The organism is Amycolatopsis thailandensis (assembly GCF_002234405.1).
GTDB classification, from domain to species: Bacteria; Actinomycetota; Actinomycetes; order Mycobacteriales; family Pseudonocardiaceae; genus Amycolatopsis; species Amycolatopsis thailandensis.
Map to the genome: position 1 here is coordinate 71,215 of NZ_NMQT01000123.1, position 19,673 is coordinate 90,887.

General features: G+C 70.9%; 13 protein-coding genes. 4 read left to right on the top strand and 9 right to left on the bottom strand.

Going from position 1 to position 19,673, the window contains the following annotated elements; all coding sequences use genetic code 11:
* Positions 1-2: 2 nt before the first annotated feature.
* From CFP71_RS32435 to eccD, 7 genes are all read right to left on the bottom strand, one after another.
* On the bottom strand, positions 3-377 hold the full coding sequence (locus tag CFP71_RS32435) for a YbaB/EbfC family nucleoid-associated protein (protein ID WP_093937756.1): 375 nt from the start codon (positions 375-377) through the stop codon (positions 3-5).
* The gene (locus CFP71_RS32440) at positions 352-2,490 is read right to left on the bottom strand and encodes a hypothetical protein (RefSeq protein WP_093937757.1); all 2,139 of its coding nucleotides are present in this window, start codon (positions 2,488-2,490) and stop codon (positions 352-354) included. The genes CFP71_RS32435 and CFP71_RS32440 overlap by 26 nt, the downstream gene beginning before the upstream one ends.
* A 6-nt stretch (positions 2,491-2,496) precedes the next feature.
* On the bottom strand, positions 2,497-2,928 hold the full coding sequence (locus CFP71_RS32445) for a hypothetical protein (protein ID WP_093937758.1): 432 nt from the start codon (positions 2,926-2,928) through the stop codon (positions 2,497-2,499).
* A gap of 33 nt (positions 2,929-2,961) precedes the next feature.
* Positions 2,962-3,261 (bottom strand): WXG100 family type VII secretion target, encoded by a 300-nt coding sequence (locus tag CFP71_RS32450; RefSeq protein WP_093937759.1) that lies wholly within the window; start codon positions 3,259-3,261, stop codon positions 2,962-2,964.
* 33 nt (positions 3,262-3,294) lie between these two features.
* The gene (locus CFP71_RS32455; protein ID WP_093937770.1) at positions 3,295-3,633 is read right to left on the bottom strand and encodes a WXG100 family type VII secretion target; all 339 of its coding nucleotides are present in this window, start codon (positions 3,631-3,633) and stop codon (positions 3,295-3,297) included.
* 122 nt (positions 3,634-3,755) lie between these two features.
* On the bottom strand, positions 3,756-5,162 hold the full coding sequence (eccB, locus tag CFP71_RS32460) for a type VII secretion protein EccB (RefSeq protein WP_093937760.1): 1,407 nt from the start codon (positions 5,160-5,162) through the stop codon (positions 3,756-3,758).
* Positions 5,163-5,166: 4 nt separating this feature from the next.
* Positions 5,167-6,540 (bottom strand): type VII secretion integral membrane protein EccD, encoded by a 1,374-nt coding sequence (gene eccD / locus CFP71_RS32465; RefSeq protein WP_093937761.1) that lies wholly within the window; start codon positions 6,538-6,540, stop codon positions 5,167-5,169.
* Between the two features lie 170 nt (positions 6,541-6,710).
* Between eccD and eccCa the strand changes: the two genes are divergently transcribed.
* Complete coding sequence (gene eccCa, locus CFP71_RS32470; protein WP_093937762.1) at positions 6,711-10,631, top strand: type VII secretion protein EccCa; 3,921 nt, start codon at positions 6,711-6,713, stop codon at positions 10,629-10,631.
* Positions 10,632-10,856: 225 nt separating this feature from the next.
* Here the strand turns inward: eccCa and CFP71_RS32475 are convergent, their stop codons facing one another.
* Positions 10,857-11,972 carry a S8 family serine peptidase gene (locus CFP71_RS32475; protein WP_244199928.1) on the bottom strand — a complete coding sequence of 372 codons (1,116 nt, stop codon included), beginning with the start codon at positions 11,970-11,972 and terminating at the stop codon, positions 10,857-10,859.
* 149 nt (positions 11,973-12,121) lie between these two features.
* Between CFP71_RS32475 and CFP71_RS32480 the strand changes: the two genes are divergently transcribed.
* Complete coding sequence (locus tag CFP71_RS32480) at positions 12,122-15,418, top strand: right-handed parallel beta-helix repeat-containing protein (protein WP_093937764.1); 3,297 nt, start codon at positions 12,122-12,124, stop codon at positions 15,416-15,418.
* 70 nt (positions 15,419-15,488) lie between these two features.
* Positions 15,489-17,897 (top strand): ATP-binding protein, encoded by a 2,409-nt coding sequence (locus CFP71_RS32485; protein ID WP_093937765.1) that lies wholly within the window; start codon positions 15,489-15,491, stop codon positions 17,895-17,897.
* On the opposite strand, the gene CFP71_RS32490 is transcribed toward CFP71_RS32485, so the two are convergent.
* The gene (locus CFP71_RS32490) at positions 17,898-18,470 is read right to left on the bottom strand and encodes a sigma-70 family RNA polymerase sigma factor (RefSeq protein WP_244199929.1); all 573 of its coding nucleotides are present in this window, start codon (positions 18,468-18,470) and stop codon (positions 17,898-17,900) included.
* Positions 18,471-18,612: 142 nt separating this feature from the next.
* Between CFP71_RS32490 and CFP71_RS32495 the strand changes: the two genes are divergently transcribed.
* Positions 18,613-19,673: AAA family ATPase (locus CFP71_RS32495; RefSeq protein WP_167406352.1), on the top strand; the 1,061-nt coding region annotated here is incomplete at its 3' end.

The following is a 19,673-nucleotide window of genomic DNA, read 5'->3' on the forward strand; positions in this document are numbered from 1 at the left end:
GATCAGTCCCTTCCCCTGCCGAAGACGTCGGACGGCGCGTCCTTCCACAGCTCCGAGAAGATCTTGTCGACCTCGGTGGTGCCGGTCATGGCCGCGCGCAGGTCACCGCGCTGGTCCATCAGCGGGCCGAAGACCTCGGCCACGGTGTCCGCCACGCCCTGCCGGGCCTGCCCGAGCACTTCGAGCAGGACCCGCGCCAGCTGCTCCGGCGGCATGGAGCGGTACCGCGTGGTGTTGAACTTGAGCCCCACCACGGAGTTCTGCGCGTCCATGGTCACCGTGACCATGCGGTCGGCCGAGGTCGCCGAAGAGGTCCGGGAAGCGAGATCCGCTTTCGCCGCCTCGATCCGGTCATGCTGTTCCCTCAACGTGACCATGGTTTGGTGAAGTTGATCCTCCAGCCAGTCGGCCATCCTGTCCTCCGTGTCCGTAGTTGCGTGAGCCGCCGGCACCCCGTCCCGCGGCCCGGCCGCCGCGCCTGCGGCCGCCCAGTACCGAAGGCGGGAGCTTCGGGTCGGTGCCCCAGGTCTCTTCGTCCTCGGTCAGCCAGGTGGTCCGGTCGCGTTCGCCCTTGTTCTCCCCGCCCGCGCCCGCACCCGCGCCACCGCCCGCGGTCGGCGGATAGAACGGGACGCCGCCCATCCCGTTCTGCTGGTTCCCGGTCCCCTGCTGGTTCTTGACCAGCGAGGGACCGCCTTCGGTCGTCACCGGTTTCTCCGGCGGCGCGGGCAGGTCGTGCCCTCCGGCCGAACCGAGACCACCCGGCGAGCCGATCGAGCCCATGTGCGCCTTTGAACCGCCGGGCCCGCCGACGCCCAGACCACTGTGGACACTCGACGCGGAGCCTTGCGACAGCGGCGAAGGCGAGGACGAGCCGTTGAGCAGCGTCGGCATCGACGGCGTGCTGCCGCCGCGCAACGACTTCAGGTACCGGTCGAGTTCCGACTCCCGGCTTTCGTCCTTTTTGGTCTCCGCGGGCCTGCCCAGCCGGTCCTTTTCGGCGAGTTTGTCGCCCTTCGGCCCGATGATGTCGCCGTTGGGGCCGATCCGGGAGCCGGGCGGGACGACGATCTGCCTGCCGAGGGAGTCGAGCAGCGGCTTCTTGTCCGGCCCGAGCACGACGCCGTCCGGGCCGATGGTCGAACCCTTCGGCGCGGTCAGCCGGTCTTCCGGCTTCGGCGGGGCCGGTGGCGGCTTGGGGCCGCCCGTCCCCGGTCCCGGCGGCGGAGGGATCGTCGGCGGGGGTGTGCCGCCGGGGCCCTTCTTGTCCTTGCCGTCCCCGGTGGAACCGTCGGGATTCGTCTTGTCCTTGGAAGGATCCGGGATCTTCGGCGGCCCGTCCTTCGATCCGGGCGGCGGGGGTCCACCCGTCTGTGAGCCCGGAGGCGGCGTCGGCGGGGGCGGCCCCTGGGAACCCGGTGGAGGTGTCGGCGGTTTCTGGTTGAAGTTCAGCCGATGCGGCGCCCGGATCTGCGGGAGCGCCATCCTCGCGACCTCGTAGGCCTTGGGGAGTTCCGTGAGCACGGCCGTGCCCGCCGGGTCCAGGGTGTTCTCGATGTGGTCGGTCCACAGCCCCCTGGCCGCGGCCATGATCGCTTCCCAGAACGCCGGACTCCGGGCGTCGGCGCCGATCAGGCTGCTCTTCGGATAGTGCTCGCCGCCCGCGAAGTTCCCCGAGCCCGACCGGTTGTTCTCCAGATCGTTCTTGAACGCGTCGCAGGTCCAGATCGCCGTCAGGCAGCCTCCCGGCCAGATCAGCCGGCTGCGCGGCACCTTCAGATCGCCGAAGATCCCGGCGTTGTAGGTGATGTCTTCACCGTGCTGCCAGTTGTTGTAGCCCTCCTGGAGCTTGGTGAAAGCCCACTGGAGACCGTTCGCGGCCTCGTCGGCCGCCGTGGTGGGATCGTCGGCCGAGGTCCTGGCACCGTTCAGCGAATTCGACCGCGTTCCCAGCTGCGTCACCAGGTCCTTGCAGCTGAAGATCAACCCGTCCAGGAGATCGGCGAACGCCCCCGCGCCGGTGCCCTGGAAGTCGTCGCCCTTCTTCCCGACCTTGTCCCGCCAGATCTTCAGGTCGTCGGCCTGGCCGGTGAGCAGGCTCTTCGTCCCGTTCAGCGCGTCGAAAGCCCTCGTGAACGTCCATGGTTGCGCCACCGGGTTGGTGTTGTAGGCGCCTTCCATCGAACCGAGGATGTCCCGCATGTTGTCGTAGAACGGGGTCATCACCGGGGTGAACGCCTCGTAGTTCGCGCTGGCCGCCGCCCAGTACTGGCCCCAGAAGGTGGAGCTCACCGCGTAGAAGTCCCAGCCCGGGGGCGGGCCGGAGGGAGTGGCGGCGGGCTTGCCCCAGACGTCCCATTTGAGCCACTGGACCCCGGTGATGCTGTCGCGCAGCGGCATCTTCTTGGATTTACCCGAATCCGTCGTGCAGTCGAAGATGTTGAGGGCGTCTTCCCACGGCGTCTTCGAGGCGGGGCCAGGCGAAGTCATCGCGGATCAGGCCCCCGGACCGGGAGGCGGCGGGGTGGGGCTCGTCTGGAAGACCTGACCGAGCACGCTCATGTCGAGTTCGTTGGCCAGCTGGATGTTCTCGTGCTCGCCCTTTTCCGCGACCTCCACCACGGTCGTGATGTTCCGGTTCAGCTGGATGAGCCGTTCCTTGATCACCTCGACCTGAGCCCACAGCGTGGGTGCCGTGCCTTTGCCCGCGAGTTCGTACTTGTCCATCAGCAACTTGGCGGGTTCCCAAGCCTCGGACCCGGCCAGCAGCCGCCGCTTTCCCGTGGTGTTGTTCGCGGTCAGCCTCAGTTCCTCGTAGTCCTTGTTCGACTCCAGCTCGGTGACCATGTTCTGCAGGACACCGGACTGGAACTCCTTGAGAAAACTGACCGTGATCTTGATGTCGCCGCTGTCCGGCTTGTCCGCCACGCCCCTACTCCCTTTCCCGAAAGCAGCCCGGAATCAGAGCTGGAACTTCGCCCCGATGTTCTTGTCGGTGCGCTGGTAGTTCTCGAAGGACATGGCCAGGGTCTGGTGGCCCTTCGTGAACCGGTTCTCCATCGCCGTGGTCGTGGCGTGCCAGCGGCGCTGCAGATCGATGTAGGCTTCGGCGCCCTGACCGATCCAAGTGCTGGTCATCGGCTTGATATCCCGCTCCAGGTTGAGCAGGGCACCGTCGATCTGCTTGCTCAGCGCGACCATCCGCTCGGCGAGATGCGGGATGTTGCCGCTGACCGCGAAACCGTCATAGGGGGCACTCATGAGCTTTTCCTCTCTGCTTCAGGGTGGGAGTGATCAGGTCAGGGCGTCGTAGACGCGGTTGCCTTCGTTGCCGCCGAACGCGTTCAGGGCGGTCAGGTTGATGTCCTCTTCGGCGGTGTTCATGGTCCTGTCGCCCTCGCCGACCAGGTTCTTGATCTCCGTGAGCATGTTGAGCACCTGGATGTAGTCCTGCTCCCACAGTTCGAGCTGGTTGAGGAAGGTCTGGGACGCCGCGCCCTGCCAGTCGGCCTTCAGGTCGCTGCGGACCGACGTCACCCCCGAGTGGATGGTCTTGCACGAGGATTCGCACTCCTCGATGGCGGAGATGCCGCCCTTCATCCCCGTGTCGGTCTTCTGGAACTGCATGGTCATCGGTCGCTCGTCCTTCCTCAGGGTGTCGCGGACTTTCACCGGTCCACGGCAAGGACACCAACTCCGGGCCCGGCAGACCATGCGGAACCACCGGCAGAAGTTGCCGTCGCGGATTCCTCCGGTCAGGAACCGCAGGTCGTGGCCGCGGGCAGCACCGTTCCGCCGTCGCGCAGGACCGAAGGATCCAGCGCGGCCCCGGTCGGCAGCAGGTTCAGCAGGGTGGTGGGCATCCCGTTCGAGGCGGCGGGCTCGAAGCCGAGCGCCTTCGCGCCTTCAGGAGGGACGGGGTACTTCACCCCGGTGTCGGTCACCAGGAAGAGGGCGTCGCCCGCCCGCCCCGACGCGGCCGAGGCCCGGACGAGGGCACCCGCGCCGGGGCGCACCACGATCCGGTCGATCCGGGAGCAGGGCGCCGCGATACCGGGCCGGCTCGCCGGCACCTGCCCGGACCGGGCGGTCCCGTCGGACACCGCCACCTGCGTACGCGGCGCGTCGCCGTCCGGGGTGACGAGCGCGCACAGACTCTGTCCACTGTGGAGTGTCGCGGCCTTCGGCGGCTTCGCGGGCGGCGGCTGCTCGACCGACGCGAGCCGCTCACTGACCACCCGGCCGGGCAGGGGGGCCACCACGGCGTCCCCGCCGCCGTACGCGGCCCGCCGGACTTCCGGGTCGGCGGTCAGCAACCGGGTGTCCAGTTCGGACACCGGCGTGAGACCGGCCTTCGTCAGCACGTAACGCTGCGCGGGTTCGCCCGCGACGGTGTAGAGCCTGCCGATCCGCGATTCCGTCCCGCCGAGGGAGGGTCCGGCCTCGCCGAGTCCGTCGATGGCGGGCGGCGCGAAATCCGGGCCCGCGGGCAGCGCGTCCAGCAGCGCCGACGGCACCTTGGCGGGCTGGAGCACCCCGTCCACCGCGTCGAGCGCGCCGCGGTCGGCGGCCACCCGGTGCCGTTTGCCCTTCCACAGCAGGAAGGTCGCCCCGTCCGGGGTGACCGCGACGACCGCGGCGTCGTCACCGAGGGGCTTCGCCGTCACGTCCCCGACGCGCAACGCGGTCGGCCCGGCCTGGTCGCGATCCACGGTGGTGCACACTTCCCACGGGTCGACGGCGAGGGCGGGCAGCGAGTCGGGCGCGCCGATGATCCCCAGCGGTTCGCCGCGCGGCACGTCCTTCAGCGAGGCCTCGGAGACGTGTTTCACCGCGAGCTGGCTCCCGGCGACCAGTTTGGCCGAGGCGAAGTTCAGCACCGGCAGCAGTTTTCCGCCGGCGTAGAGGAAGCGCGCCCCGGACGAGTCGGCGACGACCAGCGCGCCTTCCACCCGCCAGGACTTGTTCCCGCCCGGGGAGACCAGCCCGAACACCAGCAGGCCAAGACAGGCGAGAACGGCGACAGCCACGCCGATCAGACTGCCCCGGTAGGTCCGCTGCAACGGGCTTTCCGGCGCGTCGGGATCCACCCGCAGCAACGCCGAGGTCAACCGGCCCAGCATGAACCGGTGTGCCTGGACCTGATCGGTTTTGGCGTTCATCGTCTCAGCCCCCGAATCCGCGCACGAAGCCGAAGACGCCGATCAGCCACAGGGCGAGCGGCAGCAGCGCGATCGCGGCGAGGGTCTCCGCGAGATCCGCGAGCCTGCCCCACTGCGGCAGCATCCGGCGTCCGGGCAGCGTCCACCGCGCCACCAGCACCAGGGCGGCCAGCGCGAACACCCCCGCCACCATCGGCAGCGGACTGTGCGAATCCGACTGCGAGGCCAGCAGCAGCCTGAGCACGCCGTAGACACCCGGGACGATCACCGAGAGCCGCTGCCACACACTGCCCAGCGCGCGGCCGTGCACCAGCAGCAGGACGCTCAGCACGGCCGCGAACGTGACGGCCTGCCACGACCGGTCGCGGACCACGAATTCGAGGGTGACCAGGCAGGCCGTGCCGATCGCGGCGAACAACGCGGTCACGAAGGCGTCCGCGATCAGTCCCTTGCCGACGACCTCGTCACCGGGATGCGGATCGAGTTCCTCCTGCAGTTCCCGGGCCGTGGTCGGCAGACCGGGCAGCCGCAGCCCGGACAGCCGGAAGGCGATCCTCGGCACGAAGGCGCCGAGCAGGACGGCGATCACCGCGATGATCGTCGCCGAGGCGGACGCGGACTCCCCGCCCAGCATCAGCACCAGGCCACCGGTCGCGCACAGCAGCGCGAACGTCGCGACCGAGACGAACACCGCCGCGGATCCCGCCACCGCCGCCATCCCGAGCGCGGCGGCGCCCGCGCCCGCGACACAGGCGGCCAGCAGCCGTGCACCGGTCAGCACCGGACCTTCGGGGCCGTGCGGGACGAGCGAACCGGCCAGCCCGACGAACGGGACGGCGGCCAGCGCCAGCGCCAAGGCCGCGGCACCGTCACCGAGCGCGCGGGCCGCGGTGGCGGCGCACACCAGCAGGAAGAAGGCCGCCACCCCGGCGGACAACAGCGTCGGCCAGCCGGCGGGCGCGGTCACCAGCAGGAAGAACCCGAGCGCCACCGCGGCCAGCACGCCGCCGAGCATCGTCCACCGGGTGGCCTGCGCGCTCCACGAATCGGGCCGGGCGCGGGCCTCGGTGGACAGCCCATCGATGATGTCGTCGAAATGAACGGCGGGCAACTGTTCCCGCCGCGGCCGCAGGTGCAGGGTCTCGCCGTCGCGCAGGTCGAGAACGTCGACAGTGGACTCCTGGTCCAGCGGCGGATCGCCGAGCCGTTGCAGGATCCAGCCGTCGTGGTCCACCCCCTCCTCCGCCAGCTCGTGGCCGGCGTGGCCGAGGATCGTCGGCATCAGGTCGATCAACGGGATGTCCACCGGGACGGCCAGTTCGAAACTGGTCGCCGGTGCGCGGACTCGGAGTTTGCACAGTCCTGAAGTGGTCGCCATGGCACACGCCTTCGCTCGGGCGACCGACGCGCGGAATCGTGAATGAACCGTCGCGTGGTCGGATTTCGTCTCCTCTGGTGGAGCTGCCACCACAGCGCGTCCGAGAGGGAAGGAATCCGGGCTTGAGTGTAATCACATTCCGCAAGGGGCCGCGACGGCCAGGACCGGAAATGCCCGAGGGCGAGCTGAGTATCCAGGAACCGCCCACGCTGCCCGAGGTCCAGCGCAGCGCCGGCGCGGTCATGATGTACCTGCCGATGGCGCTGTCGTCGACGGCGACCGTGCTGCTGTTCGTCCGGCCGGGCGAGAACGGCGCGTTCAGCTACCTGGCCGCCGGGCTGATGACGGTGTCGTCGATGGCCATGCTGATCGGGCAACTCGGCCGCAGCGCGGGCGAACGCAAGCAGAAACTCAACGACGCCAGGCGGGACTATCTCCGTTACCTGGCCCAGTCGCGGCGCAAGGTCCGGGAGGTGGTCCTCAGCCAGCGGCAGGCGCTGGCCTGGCGGCATCCCGACCCGACGTCGCTGTGGTCGCTGCCCGGCACCACCCGCATGTGGGAACGGGAGGCCCACGACGACGACTTCGGCGAGATCCGCGTCGCGCGGGGGCCGCAACGTCTCGCGTGGCGGCTGAACCCCTTGTCCACCAAGCCAGTCGACGATCTCGAACCGCTGTCCGCGCACGCGCTCCGGCGGTTCATCCACGCCTACGGCACGGTGACCGATCAGCCGGTCGCGGTGTTCCTGCCGTCGTTCGCCCGGATCCTGGTGGAGGCCAAGACCGAGGAAGGCGAACGGATCCGGGCGCTGGCGCGGTCGATGATCGCGCATATCGCGGTCTTCCACTCCCCCGCCGAACTGCGGATCGTCGTGCTCGCCGCGCCGGAACGCCGCGCGGCCTGGGAATGGGTGAAATGGCTGCCGCACAACCTCCACCCCAGTGAGACCGACGGCGCCGGGGAGGCCCGGCTGGTGGTGGAGTCCATCGCCGAGCTGGAGACCGCGATGGGTGACGAGTTCGCCGTCCGGCCCGGTTTCGATCCGGACGCCCTGCCCGACGCCCACGAACCCTGCGTGATGCTGTTCGTGGACGGCGTCACCCTTCCGCCCACCTCCCGGCTCGCCGGTGAGGGCTATCGCAACACGACCCTCGTCGACCTGTCGTCCGCACTGTCCATTCAGGACGATCCGCTGACCCTGCGGCTGCGGCTCGAAGACCGGATGCTGAAACTGATCACGGTCGATCAGCACAACAAGGAGGTCGCGGGCGACCTCGGCCGCCCGGACGGGATCGGCCTCAACACGGCGACGGCGCTGGCGATGCGGCTGGCGCCCTACCGGGTCGGCGCGCGGCGGAAATCGGCCGAACCGATGGCCGTGAACTTCGACCTGACGGCCATGCTCGGCATCAACGACATCCAGACCTACGACGTGGCCGCCGGCTGGGCGGCGAAACGGCCCGGCGGCAGGCTCCGCGTCCCGCTCGGCATCGGACCCGGCGGCCACAAGGTCGACCTCGACATCAAGGAATCGGCCCAGTCGGGCATGGGCCCGCACGGCATGCTGATCGGGGCGACCGGTTCCGGGAAGTCGGAGCTGCTGCGCACCCTCGTCCTGGCGCTCGCGCTGACGCATTCGTCGGAGATCCTCAACTTCGTCCTGGTGGACTTCAAGGGTGGCGCGACGTTCCTCGGCCTGGACGGGCTGCCGCACACCTCGGCGGTGATCACGAACCTCGCCGACGAGGCCGCGCTGGTCGGCCGGATGCGCGAGGCGCTCAACGGGGAACTGGTGCGGCGCCAGGAACTTCTGCGCAAAGCGGGCAATTACAGCTCCGCGCTCGACTACGAACGGGCGCGGGCGAACGGGACCCCGCTCGACCCGCTGCCGACGTTGTTCCTGGTGGTGGACGAGTTCAGCGAGCTGCTTTCGGCGCATCGCGACTTCATGGACCTGTTCATCATGATCGGACGGCTCGGCCGCTCGCTGGGCGTCCATCTGCTGCTCGCTTCGCAACGGCTCGACGAAAGCCGGATCCACCAGCTGGAATCCCATCTGTCCTACCGGATCGGCCTGCGCACCTTCTCGGCGATGGAAAGCCGCGGCGTGCTCGGGGTGCCGGACGCCTACCAGCTGCCGTCCGATCCGGGGAACGGGTTCCTCAAGAGCGGCACCGCCGCGCTGGACCGGTTCAAGGCGGCCTACGTCTCCGGTCCGCACCGGGTGACCCGCCGGAACGTCGAGCAGGCGGTGGTAGCGCGGCAGATCGTGCCGTTCACCTCCAAGTTCGCCGCTCGCGAGGAACCGGTGCCCGAGCCCGAGCCGGTGCTCGACGAACCCGAGGGTTCGGTGCCGAGCCTGCTGGAACTGGCCGTCGACCGGCTTCGTGACGCCGGTCCGCCCGCGCACCAGGTCTGGCTGCCGCCGCTGGACGCGCCCAGTTCCCTCGACGAACTCCTGCCGCCTTTGGTGGAGACCGCCGAATACGGCCTCACCGCACGGGATTGGCCCGGCCGGGGCGCGCTGACCGTCCCGATCGGACTGATCGACCGGCCGTTCGAGCAGGCCAGGGATCCGCTGCTCGTCGACCTGGCGGGCAGTGACGGACACGTCGCGATCGTCGGCGGGCCGCAGAGCGGCAAGAGCACGGCCCTGCGGGCCCTCATCACCGCGCTGGCGCTGACCCACACCCCGGCCGAGGTCCAGTTCTACTGCCTCGACTTCGGCGGCGGAACGCTGACCAGCCTGCGGAAACTCCCGCATGTCGGCGGGGTGACCGGACGGCTGGACGTCGAACGCATCCACCGGACCATCGGCGAGGTCACCGCGCTGCTGACCCGCCGGGAGCGGTTCTTCACCGACAACGACATCGACTCGATGGCCACCTACCGGCGCAAACGGGCGGCGGGCGAGTTCGCCGACCAGCGGCACGGCGACGTCTTCCTGGTGGTGGATGGCTGGTCCACGATCCGGCAGGACTTCATGGACCTGCTGCCGACGTTCGTCGAGCTGGCCTCGCGCGGCCTCAACTACGGCATCCACCTGATGCTGGCGTCGAGCCGGTGGAGCGAGATCATCAGCGCGGTGCGGGATCTCGTCGGGACGCAGCTCGAACTGCGGCTCGGCGACCCGGTCGATTCGGTGATCAACATGCGCGCGGCGGCGACCGTGCCGAAGATCCCCGGCCGCGGCCTGACCGACAAGGAACTGCACTTCCTCACCGCGCTGCCGTCCATCGACGGGGTGGACCGCGACGTCGCCGAACACGTCGAGGTCCTGGTGGACCGGATCGTCGCGGCGTGGCCCGGCGCGTCCGCTCCGCCGGTCCGGATGCTGCCGCCGGTCCTGGACCGGGCCGAACTCCCCGAGCCGGACGCGGACGTGCGCGTCGCGCTCGGCCTGGACGACCAGCGGCTCGAACCGCTGTGGCACGACTTCGAGGACAACCCGCACCTGATGGTCGTCGGCGACGTGGAATCCGGGAAGACGAACCTGCTGCGGCTGGTGATCGACGGCATCACGCGGCGGTACACCCCGCAGGAGGCGCGGATCATCACCGTCGACTACCGCCGTGGCCTGTACGACGCCGTCCCCAAGGACTACCAGCTGGGCTACGCGGTGTCGGGGGATTCGGTGCACGACATGATCGACGGTGTCGCGCGGGCGGTGCGGACCCGGATGCCCGGCCCGGACATCACGCCGGCGCGCCTGCGGCTGCGCGACTGGTGGACCGGACCGCAGGTGTTCGTGCTCATCGACGACTACGACATGGTGGCGTCGTCGTCGAACTCCCTGTTCCAGCAACTGTTCGACCCGCTGGCGCAGGGCAACGCGCTGGGCCTGCACCTGATCGTGGCCCGCGGCGCCAACGGCATCGGCCGCGGCGCGAACGACCCGCTGCTGCGACGTCTCGTCGAGGTCAACACGCCGATGATGCTGCTTTCGTGCCCGCTCTCGGAAGGCATCGTGTTCGGCGAGGTGCGGCCGCGCGTCCTGACCCCCGGGCGGGCGCAGTACGCCACGCGGCGCGGCACGACCGTCGTGCAGACGGCGCTTTCGGCCCACGAGGCGGCGCTCGTCGCGAAGTGACCCGCCCTTCCGCCGCTGCTCCCCCCATCGGCGGCGGAAGGGCTTTCCCGGCGGCTTGGTCCTGCCGCCGCGGAGCCCCGGACCCGCTGCGGGGTCCGGGGCTCCGTCCTTTTCGTTCCGGGATGTCCGTGATCGGGCGCGCCCCGACGGCCGTTCGGTGTCCCCAATGTGGCATTGGGGACGCTGGGTGTCCCCAATGCCACATTGGGGACACCGAAACGCCACTCACGAACCGGCTCGCCACCCCCGCCGCCGCCCCCGCGGTACCACCACGGCCGCCGCGCCCAGCAAAGCGACAGCGACCACGACACCCACGACCACCGACCAAGCCGCCTGCCGCGCGGGCGCCACGTCCGGGCCGGACGCGACCACCACCGGTTCACGGCGCGCGACCGCCGCGCCCTCCCCTGCCCCGGCGACCGAAGTCAGCGCCGCGAGCGGATCGAGCACGGTGACCCCGGCGTGCGGGTACGCGGTGTCCCGCAGTCTCCTGGCGAGGTCGGCGGCCGTCGTCTCGGGCCGGTAGGAGCGGATCAACGCCGCCGCGGCCGCCACGTGCGCGGCGGCGAACGCGGGGCCCGCGCCGACCGCGGCACCACCGCCCGGTCCCAGGCCTGCCACAAGATTCCCCGGTGCGGCAAGGGATCCGGGAACGGCCTTGGCGTCCGGTTTCCCGTCCGGGCCGAGCGCGGACACCGCGAGCACGCCGGGGAACGACGCCGGGTAGTACGGTCCCGGCGGGACGTCCCGGGAAGCGTCCCGGCCCGCCGCGGCCACGATCAGCGCGCCCGCCGCGATGGCCCGGTCGACGGCCTGATTCAGCTCCGGATCCGCGTCGGTGACGGCCGCCGCGACACAGATGATCCGCGCGCCGCCCGCCAGTGCGGCGTCGAGGGCGCCGGCGATGCCCGCCGCGCTCGCCGTGCCGTTCTTCTCCGTTCCGCGCACCGCGAGCACCCGCGCCGAGGGCGCGAGCCCGGACACCTTGGCACCGTCCACGACGGGCGCCGCGATCAGGCTCGCGACGACGGTGCCGTGCCCGACACAGTCCGTCCCGCCGTCACCGACCGGCTGCACCGGCAAGACCGACTTGTCGACTCCGGTGTCCACCACCGCGACGGTGACCCCGTCCCCTTTCGACAGCGCCCAAAGGCGGTCCACCCCGAGATAGGGCAGCTGCCAAGGTACCGAAGGAACCGTCTTGCCCGACGCGGAAGTGCACGCCTGCCCGGCCTTCAACGTCTGCGGGATCTGCGGGAGCTCGGTGTCCTGCGCGGCCGCGAGACCGCCGTTCGCCAACAGGGTGAGCGTCACGCACGCCACGGCCAGGGGTCGCCTCATCGTCCCAGTCCAGCACGCCCCGCGCGGCCCGCCCAGGAAGAACCACCGGCAGGATCGCCCGCGCCGGTGAACCCGATCGGACCTCCCCCGCGTTGTCCTCGGTGGAGCCGAGGGCAGGTTCCGATCGGAGAACGACGAGGGGAGCGCTCGTGTCACGGCACGTGCTCACGGTGGACCGCGATCAGGGATATCGCACCATTTCGGCCGCGTTGCAGGACGCGCGCAACGGCACGGTGATCTCCGTGCTGCCCGGCCGCTACGACGAATCCCTGGTGGTGACCAAGGTCGTCACCATCGCGGCGAGCGACGCGCGTGGAACCGTGGAGGTGGTGGCGCGCCAGGGCAGCGCGGTCCAGCTCGCCGCCGAGGCCGTCAAGCTCACCGGTCTGGTGCTGCGGGGACAACACGAGGAACTCCCCGCCGTCGACATCGCCCGCGGACAGGCCGCGGTGGAGGACTGCGAGATCATCGGCGCCGCCTGGACCGCGGTGCTGGCCCGCAATTCGGGTTCGCTGGCGATGCGGGGCTGCCGGGTGACCAACCCCGGCGGCGCGGGGATCGTGGTCACCTCGCCCGCCCCCAGCACGATCGAGGACTGCGTCGTCGAACACGTGGGGACCTCCGCCGTCGTGATCGCCGAACGCGGGAACCCGATGGTGCGCGACTGCACCCTGCGGCACGCCAAGGGAAACGGCGTCTGCGCCAACGGACAGGCTCAGGGCACGATCCAGCATTGCGACATCTCCTCGACCGACCGGCCCGGGATCGCGCTCGAAGAGGACAGCGCCACGAAGGTGCTCGACACGACAGTGCGCGACACCGCGAGCGGCGTCTTCATCAGCACGCACTCCTCCCCCGTGCTCGAAGAATGCCGCACCACCAACACCACCGGCGACGGGATCACCGTGGCCGACGGCGCCGACCCGGTGCTGCGCCGCTGCCGGACGGCCAAGACCGGCGGCGCGGGGGTCCGGGTCACCGGGCGCTCGCGCGGCACTTTCGAGGACTGCGAGGTCTCCGACGCGACCGGGCCGGGCATCCACGTCGACGAGGCGAGCGGCCCGACGTTCAGCCGGACGACGGTGCGCGGCGGCGCGGCGGAAGGCCTGGTGGTCACCGACGGCGCGACGGCCGAGTTCGACCGGCTGGAGATCCGGGACGTGGCCGGCGACGGCGTCCTGGTGCGGGCGGCCGCCAATCCGCTGCTGCGCCGGGCGACGCTCAACGCCTGCCGCGGCAACGGGATCGAGGTCACCGGCAACGGCCGTGGCCGGGTCGAAGACTGCGAAGTCCGCGACGCCGGGAAAGCAGGGCTCAGTGTCTCCGAAGGCGGAAGTCCTTACGTCAGCACACTTCGGGTGCATCAGTCGAAGCGGTCCGCCGTCCTCATCGGACCCGGCGGCGTCGGTTCCTTGCGTGACTGCGAAATCGGCGAGGCGGGCGAAGACGGCGTGCTGGTGAGGGACGGCGGCGAACTGATGCTGTCGCGGTCCTCCGTGCGGCGGTCCCGCGGTCACGGCGTGCTGGTGGAAGCGGGCGCGCGGGCGAAACTCACCGCCGACGAGGTCAGCGGGAACCGCCGGGACGGCGTCCGGATCGAGTCGGCCGAGCCGGTGAGCCTGGTGGACTGCGCCGTTTCCGACAACACCGGCGGCGGACTCCGCACGGCCGTGCCCACCACCCGGCTGTCGGTGGAGAACCTGATCAGCAAGGCCAACGGCGCCCCGGACACCGACGGCACCACCGCGGCCACCGCCGAGGTCACGGCGGTCACCGAACCCGGCGAAGTACCCCAGAGCGCCGAAAGCGAGAGCGGACCGCTGGCCAGGCTGGAGGAGCTCGTCGGCCTCGGCGGCGTCAAGCACCAGGTGAAGACGCTGGTGAACTTGAACAAGATGGCGCGCCGCCGGGAGCAGGCGGGGATGGTCGCGCCGCCGACCAGCAGGCATCTGATCTTCGCCGGTCCGCCCGGCACCGGCAAGACGACCGTCGCCCGCCTCTACGGCAGCATCCTCGCCGAACTCGGGGTGCTGCGCGAAGGTCATCTGGTCGAGGTCGCCAGGGCCGATCTGGTCGCGCAGATCGTCGGTGGCACCGCGATCAAGACCACCGAGACCTTCACCAAAGCCCTCGGTGGCGTGCTGTTCATCGACGAGGCGTACACCCTGAGCGCGCAGAACAAGGGCAGCGGCCCGGACTTCGGCCGCGAGGCCATCGACACGCTGGTCAAGCTGATGGAAGACCATCGTAACGAGCTCGTGGTGGTCGCCGCCGGGTATTCGCAGGAGATGTCCTCGTTCCTGCAGTCCAATCCCGGGCTGGCGTCCCGGTTCACCCGGACCATCGAATTCGAGAACTACAGCACCGACGAGCTGGTGACCATCGTCGAGAAGATGTGCACCGCCCACCAGTACCAGGTGCCCGAGGACACCAGGAACGCCCTGTCCGTCCACTTCGGACAGATGGAACGCGGCGAGGACTTCGGCAACGGCCGCACCGCGCGCAAGGTGTTCGAGGAGATGGTGGACAGGCAGGCTTTCCGGCTCGCGAGCGACGCGGACGCCGACGACCAGAGCCTGTCGCTCCTGCTCGCCGCCGACGTCCCCGGGGACGCGGGCAAGGCCGTTCAGGGCGGCGACGACGGCGAGCTCACGGTGCTGCGGACGAAACTCGACTCGATGATCGGCCTCACCGGCGTGAAGGACGCGATCAACGATCTGGTGAACCTGATCTCCACCGCGCGGCAGCGACGGCAAGCCGGGCTGCCGGTCCCCGCGATCAGCAACCATCTCGTCTTCGCCGGCGCGCCCGGTACCGGCAAGACCACGGTGGCCCGGCTCTACGGCGAGCTGCTCGCCGCGCTGGGCGTGCTGCGCAAGGGGCATCTGGTCGAGGTCGCGCGCGCCGACCTGGTCGGCCGCTACGTCGGGCACACCGCGCATCTGACCAGGGAGGCGTTCGAGTCCGCCCGCGGCGGCGTGCTGTTCATCGACGAGGCGTACGCGCTGACCCCGGAGGGCGCCACGGGCGGCGACTTCGGCCAGGAAGCCGTCGACACGCTGGTCAAACTGATGGAGGACCACCGTGACGACACCGTGGTGATCGTCGCGGGTTACTCGGCGGCGATGCGGTCGTTCCTCGCCTCGAACGCCGGTCTCGCCTCGCGGTTCTCCCGGCACATCGAGTTCGAGAACTACTCCACCGACGACCTCGTCACCATCGTGCACCGGATGGCCTCGTCGAACGGCTACGAGTGCGCGCCGGAGACGGTCATCGCGCTCCGCCGTCACTTCGCGGGCGTGGAACGGGACGAAACCTTCGGCAACGCCCGCTACGCGCGCCAAGTCCTGGAGATCATGATGACCCGCCAGGCGGGCAGGCTCAGCACGACCGGCGCTCCCACCATCGCGGACCTGCGGCTCCTCTCACCGGCCGACCTTCCCTGAGCTTCACCTCGCGACGCCATGGCAGGATTGGCCCGCCCTGCCTGGCGTCGTCGAGAGGAGTCCACGCAGCGTGGACAAGACCGCGTTCGGAGACTTCCTCCGCTTCTACCGGCTGCGCGTCCCGATGACGCAGGAGGAACTGGCCGAGCGGACCGGGATCAGCGTGCGCAGCATCAGCGACATGGAGCGCGGGCGGGTCCGCAGCCCACAGCGGCGCACCGCGGAACTGCTGGTCGAGGGCCTGGGCCTGGCAGGCAAGGAGGCGGACGACTTCACCGGCCTCGCCCGCTCCGGCCGGCGCGGCGCGGTCGTCCCGGACGAATCCGCCCCCGCCGAGGCACCCCGGCCCGTCGTCGTCGCCGCTCTGCCGCCCCACCTGACCGAACTGACCGGCCGGACGGCCGAACGACGGCTGCTGGACGAGGTCGCGGAGTCCGCCGCGTCGTCATCCCACCTTCAGGTCGCGGTGCTGCACGGACTCCCGGGCGCCGGGAAGACCGCGCTGGCCGTGGACGCCGGGCATCGGCACGCCCACCGGTTCGCCCACGGCTGCCTGTTCCTCGACCTGCGCGGCATGGACCCCGAACCACTCACGCCCGACCGGGCCGTGCACCGCCTGCTGCGCGGGCTGGGACTCGACGAACGCCAGTTCCCCAACGATCCCGAGGACCGGCTCGCCCTCTACCGGTCCCTGGTCCACGATCGCGAGATCCTGCTGATCCTCGACAACGCCGCCAACGAGGCCCAGGTGCGCCCGCTGCTCGCCACCAGCCCCGGCTCGATGGTGCTGGTGACCAGCCGGAGCACGCTGACGGGGCTCAACGCGAGGCACCGGCTCGCCCTCGACGTGCTGTCCGGCGAAGACGCGGTGGTCCTGCTCGGCGCCGCTGCCGGGGAACGGCGATTGAAGGCGGAACCGGACGCCGCGCGGCGCGTGGCGGAACTCTGCGGCGGCGTGCCGCTCGCCCTGCTCATCGCGGGCAACCGGCTGGCCAGCCGTCCACAGTGGACGATCGCGCATCTCGCCGACCAGCTCGAGAACGAACGGCGGCGGTTGTCCGTGCTCACCGCGGGCGACCTCCAGATCCGCACCGCTTTCGCTCTCTCGTACCACCATCTGGCGCCCGAAACCGCCCGGGTGTTCCGGCGGCTGGCGCTGCTGGACGGTCCGGACGTGTCCGTCGAGCTCGCCGCGGTCGCCGCCGGCAGCCCGGCGGACGACGTCGAAGCCGCGCTGGAGAAGCTGGCCGACGCCAGCCTGCTCGGCCTGAGCGGAACGCCGGGGCGATACACCACGCTCGATCTGCTGCGCGTGTTCGCCAAGGAGAGGCTCGAAACCACCGAGAACGCCGAGGACGTCCGGGAGGCCGCCGCGCGGGTCCGGAACTGGCTGCTCGCGGTCGCGACGAAGGCCGCGCAGTACTTCGATCACGACCGGACCGAGGTGACCGTCGTGATCGACGGGCCCGATCCGGTGCCCGACCGGGAATCCTCGGCCCGGTGGCTGGCCGAGGAGCAGCACCATTGGCGCGGGGCGCTGCGGTCGGCGGCGGCGCTCGGCGCGCACGGTCAGGTGCTCGAACTGGCCGAGGCCATGCACTGGTACTCGGATCTGCGGGGCACCGGCCCGCTCTGGCGCGAGGTGTTCGGCGCGGGCGCGGCGGCGGCCGGGGCACTGGGCGACGTCCGGTCCGCGGCTGAACAGCTGAACTACGTGTCGTGGGCGCTCTACGCGCTCTGCGGGGATCCGCACGCCGCGCGCGAGGCGCACGAACGGGCGGTGGCGGCGGCGACCGAAGCGGGCGACCTGCTGGTCCAGGCCTGGGCCTGGTACTACGGGGCCGCCATCACCCGGCGGCTCGGCTCCCCGCGCGAGGCCGCGCTGATGACCAGGCGGTCCGTGGAGTTGTTCGAGCGGGCGGGATATCCGAACGGCCGTCATCTGGCGCTGTCCCTGCTCGGCAGCATGCTGCACACCCTCGGCGAGTACGGCGAGGCCGTCACCGCGCAACGCGAGAGCGAGGCCTACTACCGGGGTTCGGCCACCGCGCCGGGCAACGACGAACTGCTGTCGATGGTCCTGACCCGGCTCGCCGACAGTGTCGCGGCGACCGGCGACGTCGCGACGGCGCTGGCTCTGCTGGACGAGGCCGAGTCGCTGTTCCGCAGGCATGGCGCGACCTTCGCGGTGGCGAAGGCGCAGCACCTGCGCGGCCAGGTCCTGTTCAAGGCGAACCGGCTGGCCGAGGCCGAGGAGCAGCTGGTTTCCGCCCTCGCCGAAGCGCGCTGGTCCGAAACCAAGATCGAGATCCTGATCCAGCTGGCGAAACTGACCGAAACCGCCGGGAAACCCGCCGAGGCCAAGGCGCACCGGGTGCGCGCTCTCGCCGAATGCGCCCGGTACGAAACGCCGTTCGCCCGGCAGACGGGGCACGAGCTGGCCGCCGAACTCGGTGTCGCGGTGTCCGAATCGGCCTGATCACCACCCCGCGGCGGTGACCCCGCTGCCGGCCAGCACCTCGGTCATCGCGATGGTCGCGTGGTGCACGCGGGACTTGACCGTCCCCACCGGGACGCCGATGCTCGCGGCGGCCCGCTGCCGGGTGCGGTCGAGCCGGTAGACCTCGTCCAGCGCTTCCCGCTGGATCGGGGTCAGCTGAGCCAACCCCTCCTCGACGACGCAGCGTTCGAGGACCTCGTCGGCGAAGTCGGTGTCGCCCGGCAGCAGGTCGAAGTCGTCGTCCCCGAACACCACGGGGCGGGCCTTGTCGCGGCGCGCCCAGTCGACGACGAGGTTGCGGGCGACCCGGAACAGCCACGGCCGCGGCGGGATGCGCTTCTCGATCAGGGTCTCGCTGTTGCGCCACGCCCGGAACAGGCATTCCTGCACGACGTCCTCGGCCCGGTGCGGGTCGGTGGGGAGCAGCCCGCGGGTGAAGCGCAGCAGATGGACCCGGTGCTCGGCGTGCAGCGCCGCGAGGAAAGCGTTCCCCTCGGCCGACGGCGCCCTGTCCGCCAGCGAAGTCACCTGCGTACCGCGGTGGCCTGTCACGCCGACCTCCCTGACTAGTTGGCGTCCTTGACCTCATTCCACCGGTCGGAGTAGCCCGCGACCATGCGGAAGGACCGGCAGAACTCCGCGTCGGCGGGTTCTTCCGGTCCTTCCGCCGTCCCGCCTCGCTAGGGTTCGGACCATGGCCTCGACGTCCTCCCGGTCGCTCGTCGGCAGGCGAGACGAAATCGACCGTCTTCTCGCCCTCGTCCGCGCCGCGGGCCGGGGTGAAGGCGGCGTGCTCGTACTCCGCGGCGAGCCGGGCATCGGCAAGAGCGCGCTGCTGGACCACGTCGAACGCACGGCACCGGAGGGCTTCCAGCTCATCCACGCGTCCGGGTCGGAATTCGAGGGCGAGCTGCCGTTCGCGGCGCTGCACCAGCTCTGTGTTCCGGCGCTGGCGCATCTCGACTCGCTGTCGGCTCCCTACCGCGACTCCCTCCTCGTCGCCTTCGGGCTGGCCGACGGCGCGCCGGACCCGTTCCGCGTCGGCCTCGCCGCGCTGGAACTGCTGACGGCGGCCGCGGGGAAGCGTCCGCTGCTGTGCGTGGTCGACGACGCGCATTGGCTGGACACCGCCTCGGCGCGGGCGCTGACGTTCCTGGCGAGGCGGATCGCGGCCGAGCCGATCGCGATGGTGTTCGCCGCCCGTGACCAGGACCCGATCCGCGGGCTGGACGAGCTGCCCGGACTGACGGTCACGGGCCTGAGCGACGCGCACGCGCGTGCCCTGCTGGCCGAGGAGAAGACCGTGACGCTGGACGAGCGGGTGCGCGACCGCCTGCTCGCCGAGGCACGCGGGAACCCGCTGGCCCTGATCGAGCTGCCCAAAGCGGGCGGCTTCGCGCCGCCCGCGCCGTCGCCGATCGCGAGCCGGATCGAGCGGAGCTTCCGGGCGAGGATGGCGGAACTGCCCCCGGACGCCCGGCGGCTGCTGATCCTCGCGAGCGCCGATCCCACCGGCGACCCGGGGCTGCTGTGGGCGGCCGCGCGGCGGCTGGACATCGACGTGTCCGCCGCGAGCGCCGCCGCCGAGGCGTCCGGACTGATCCTGTTCGGCACGCGTGCGCGCTTCTGTCATCCGCTGGCCCGCTCGGCCGCCTACCTCGCGGCGGAACCGGAGCGTCGGCAGGCGGCGCATCGGGCACTGGCCGAGGCCACCGATCCGGGCACCGCCCGAGACCGGCAGGCCTGGCACCGGGC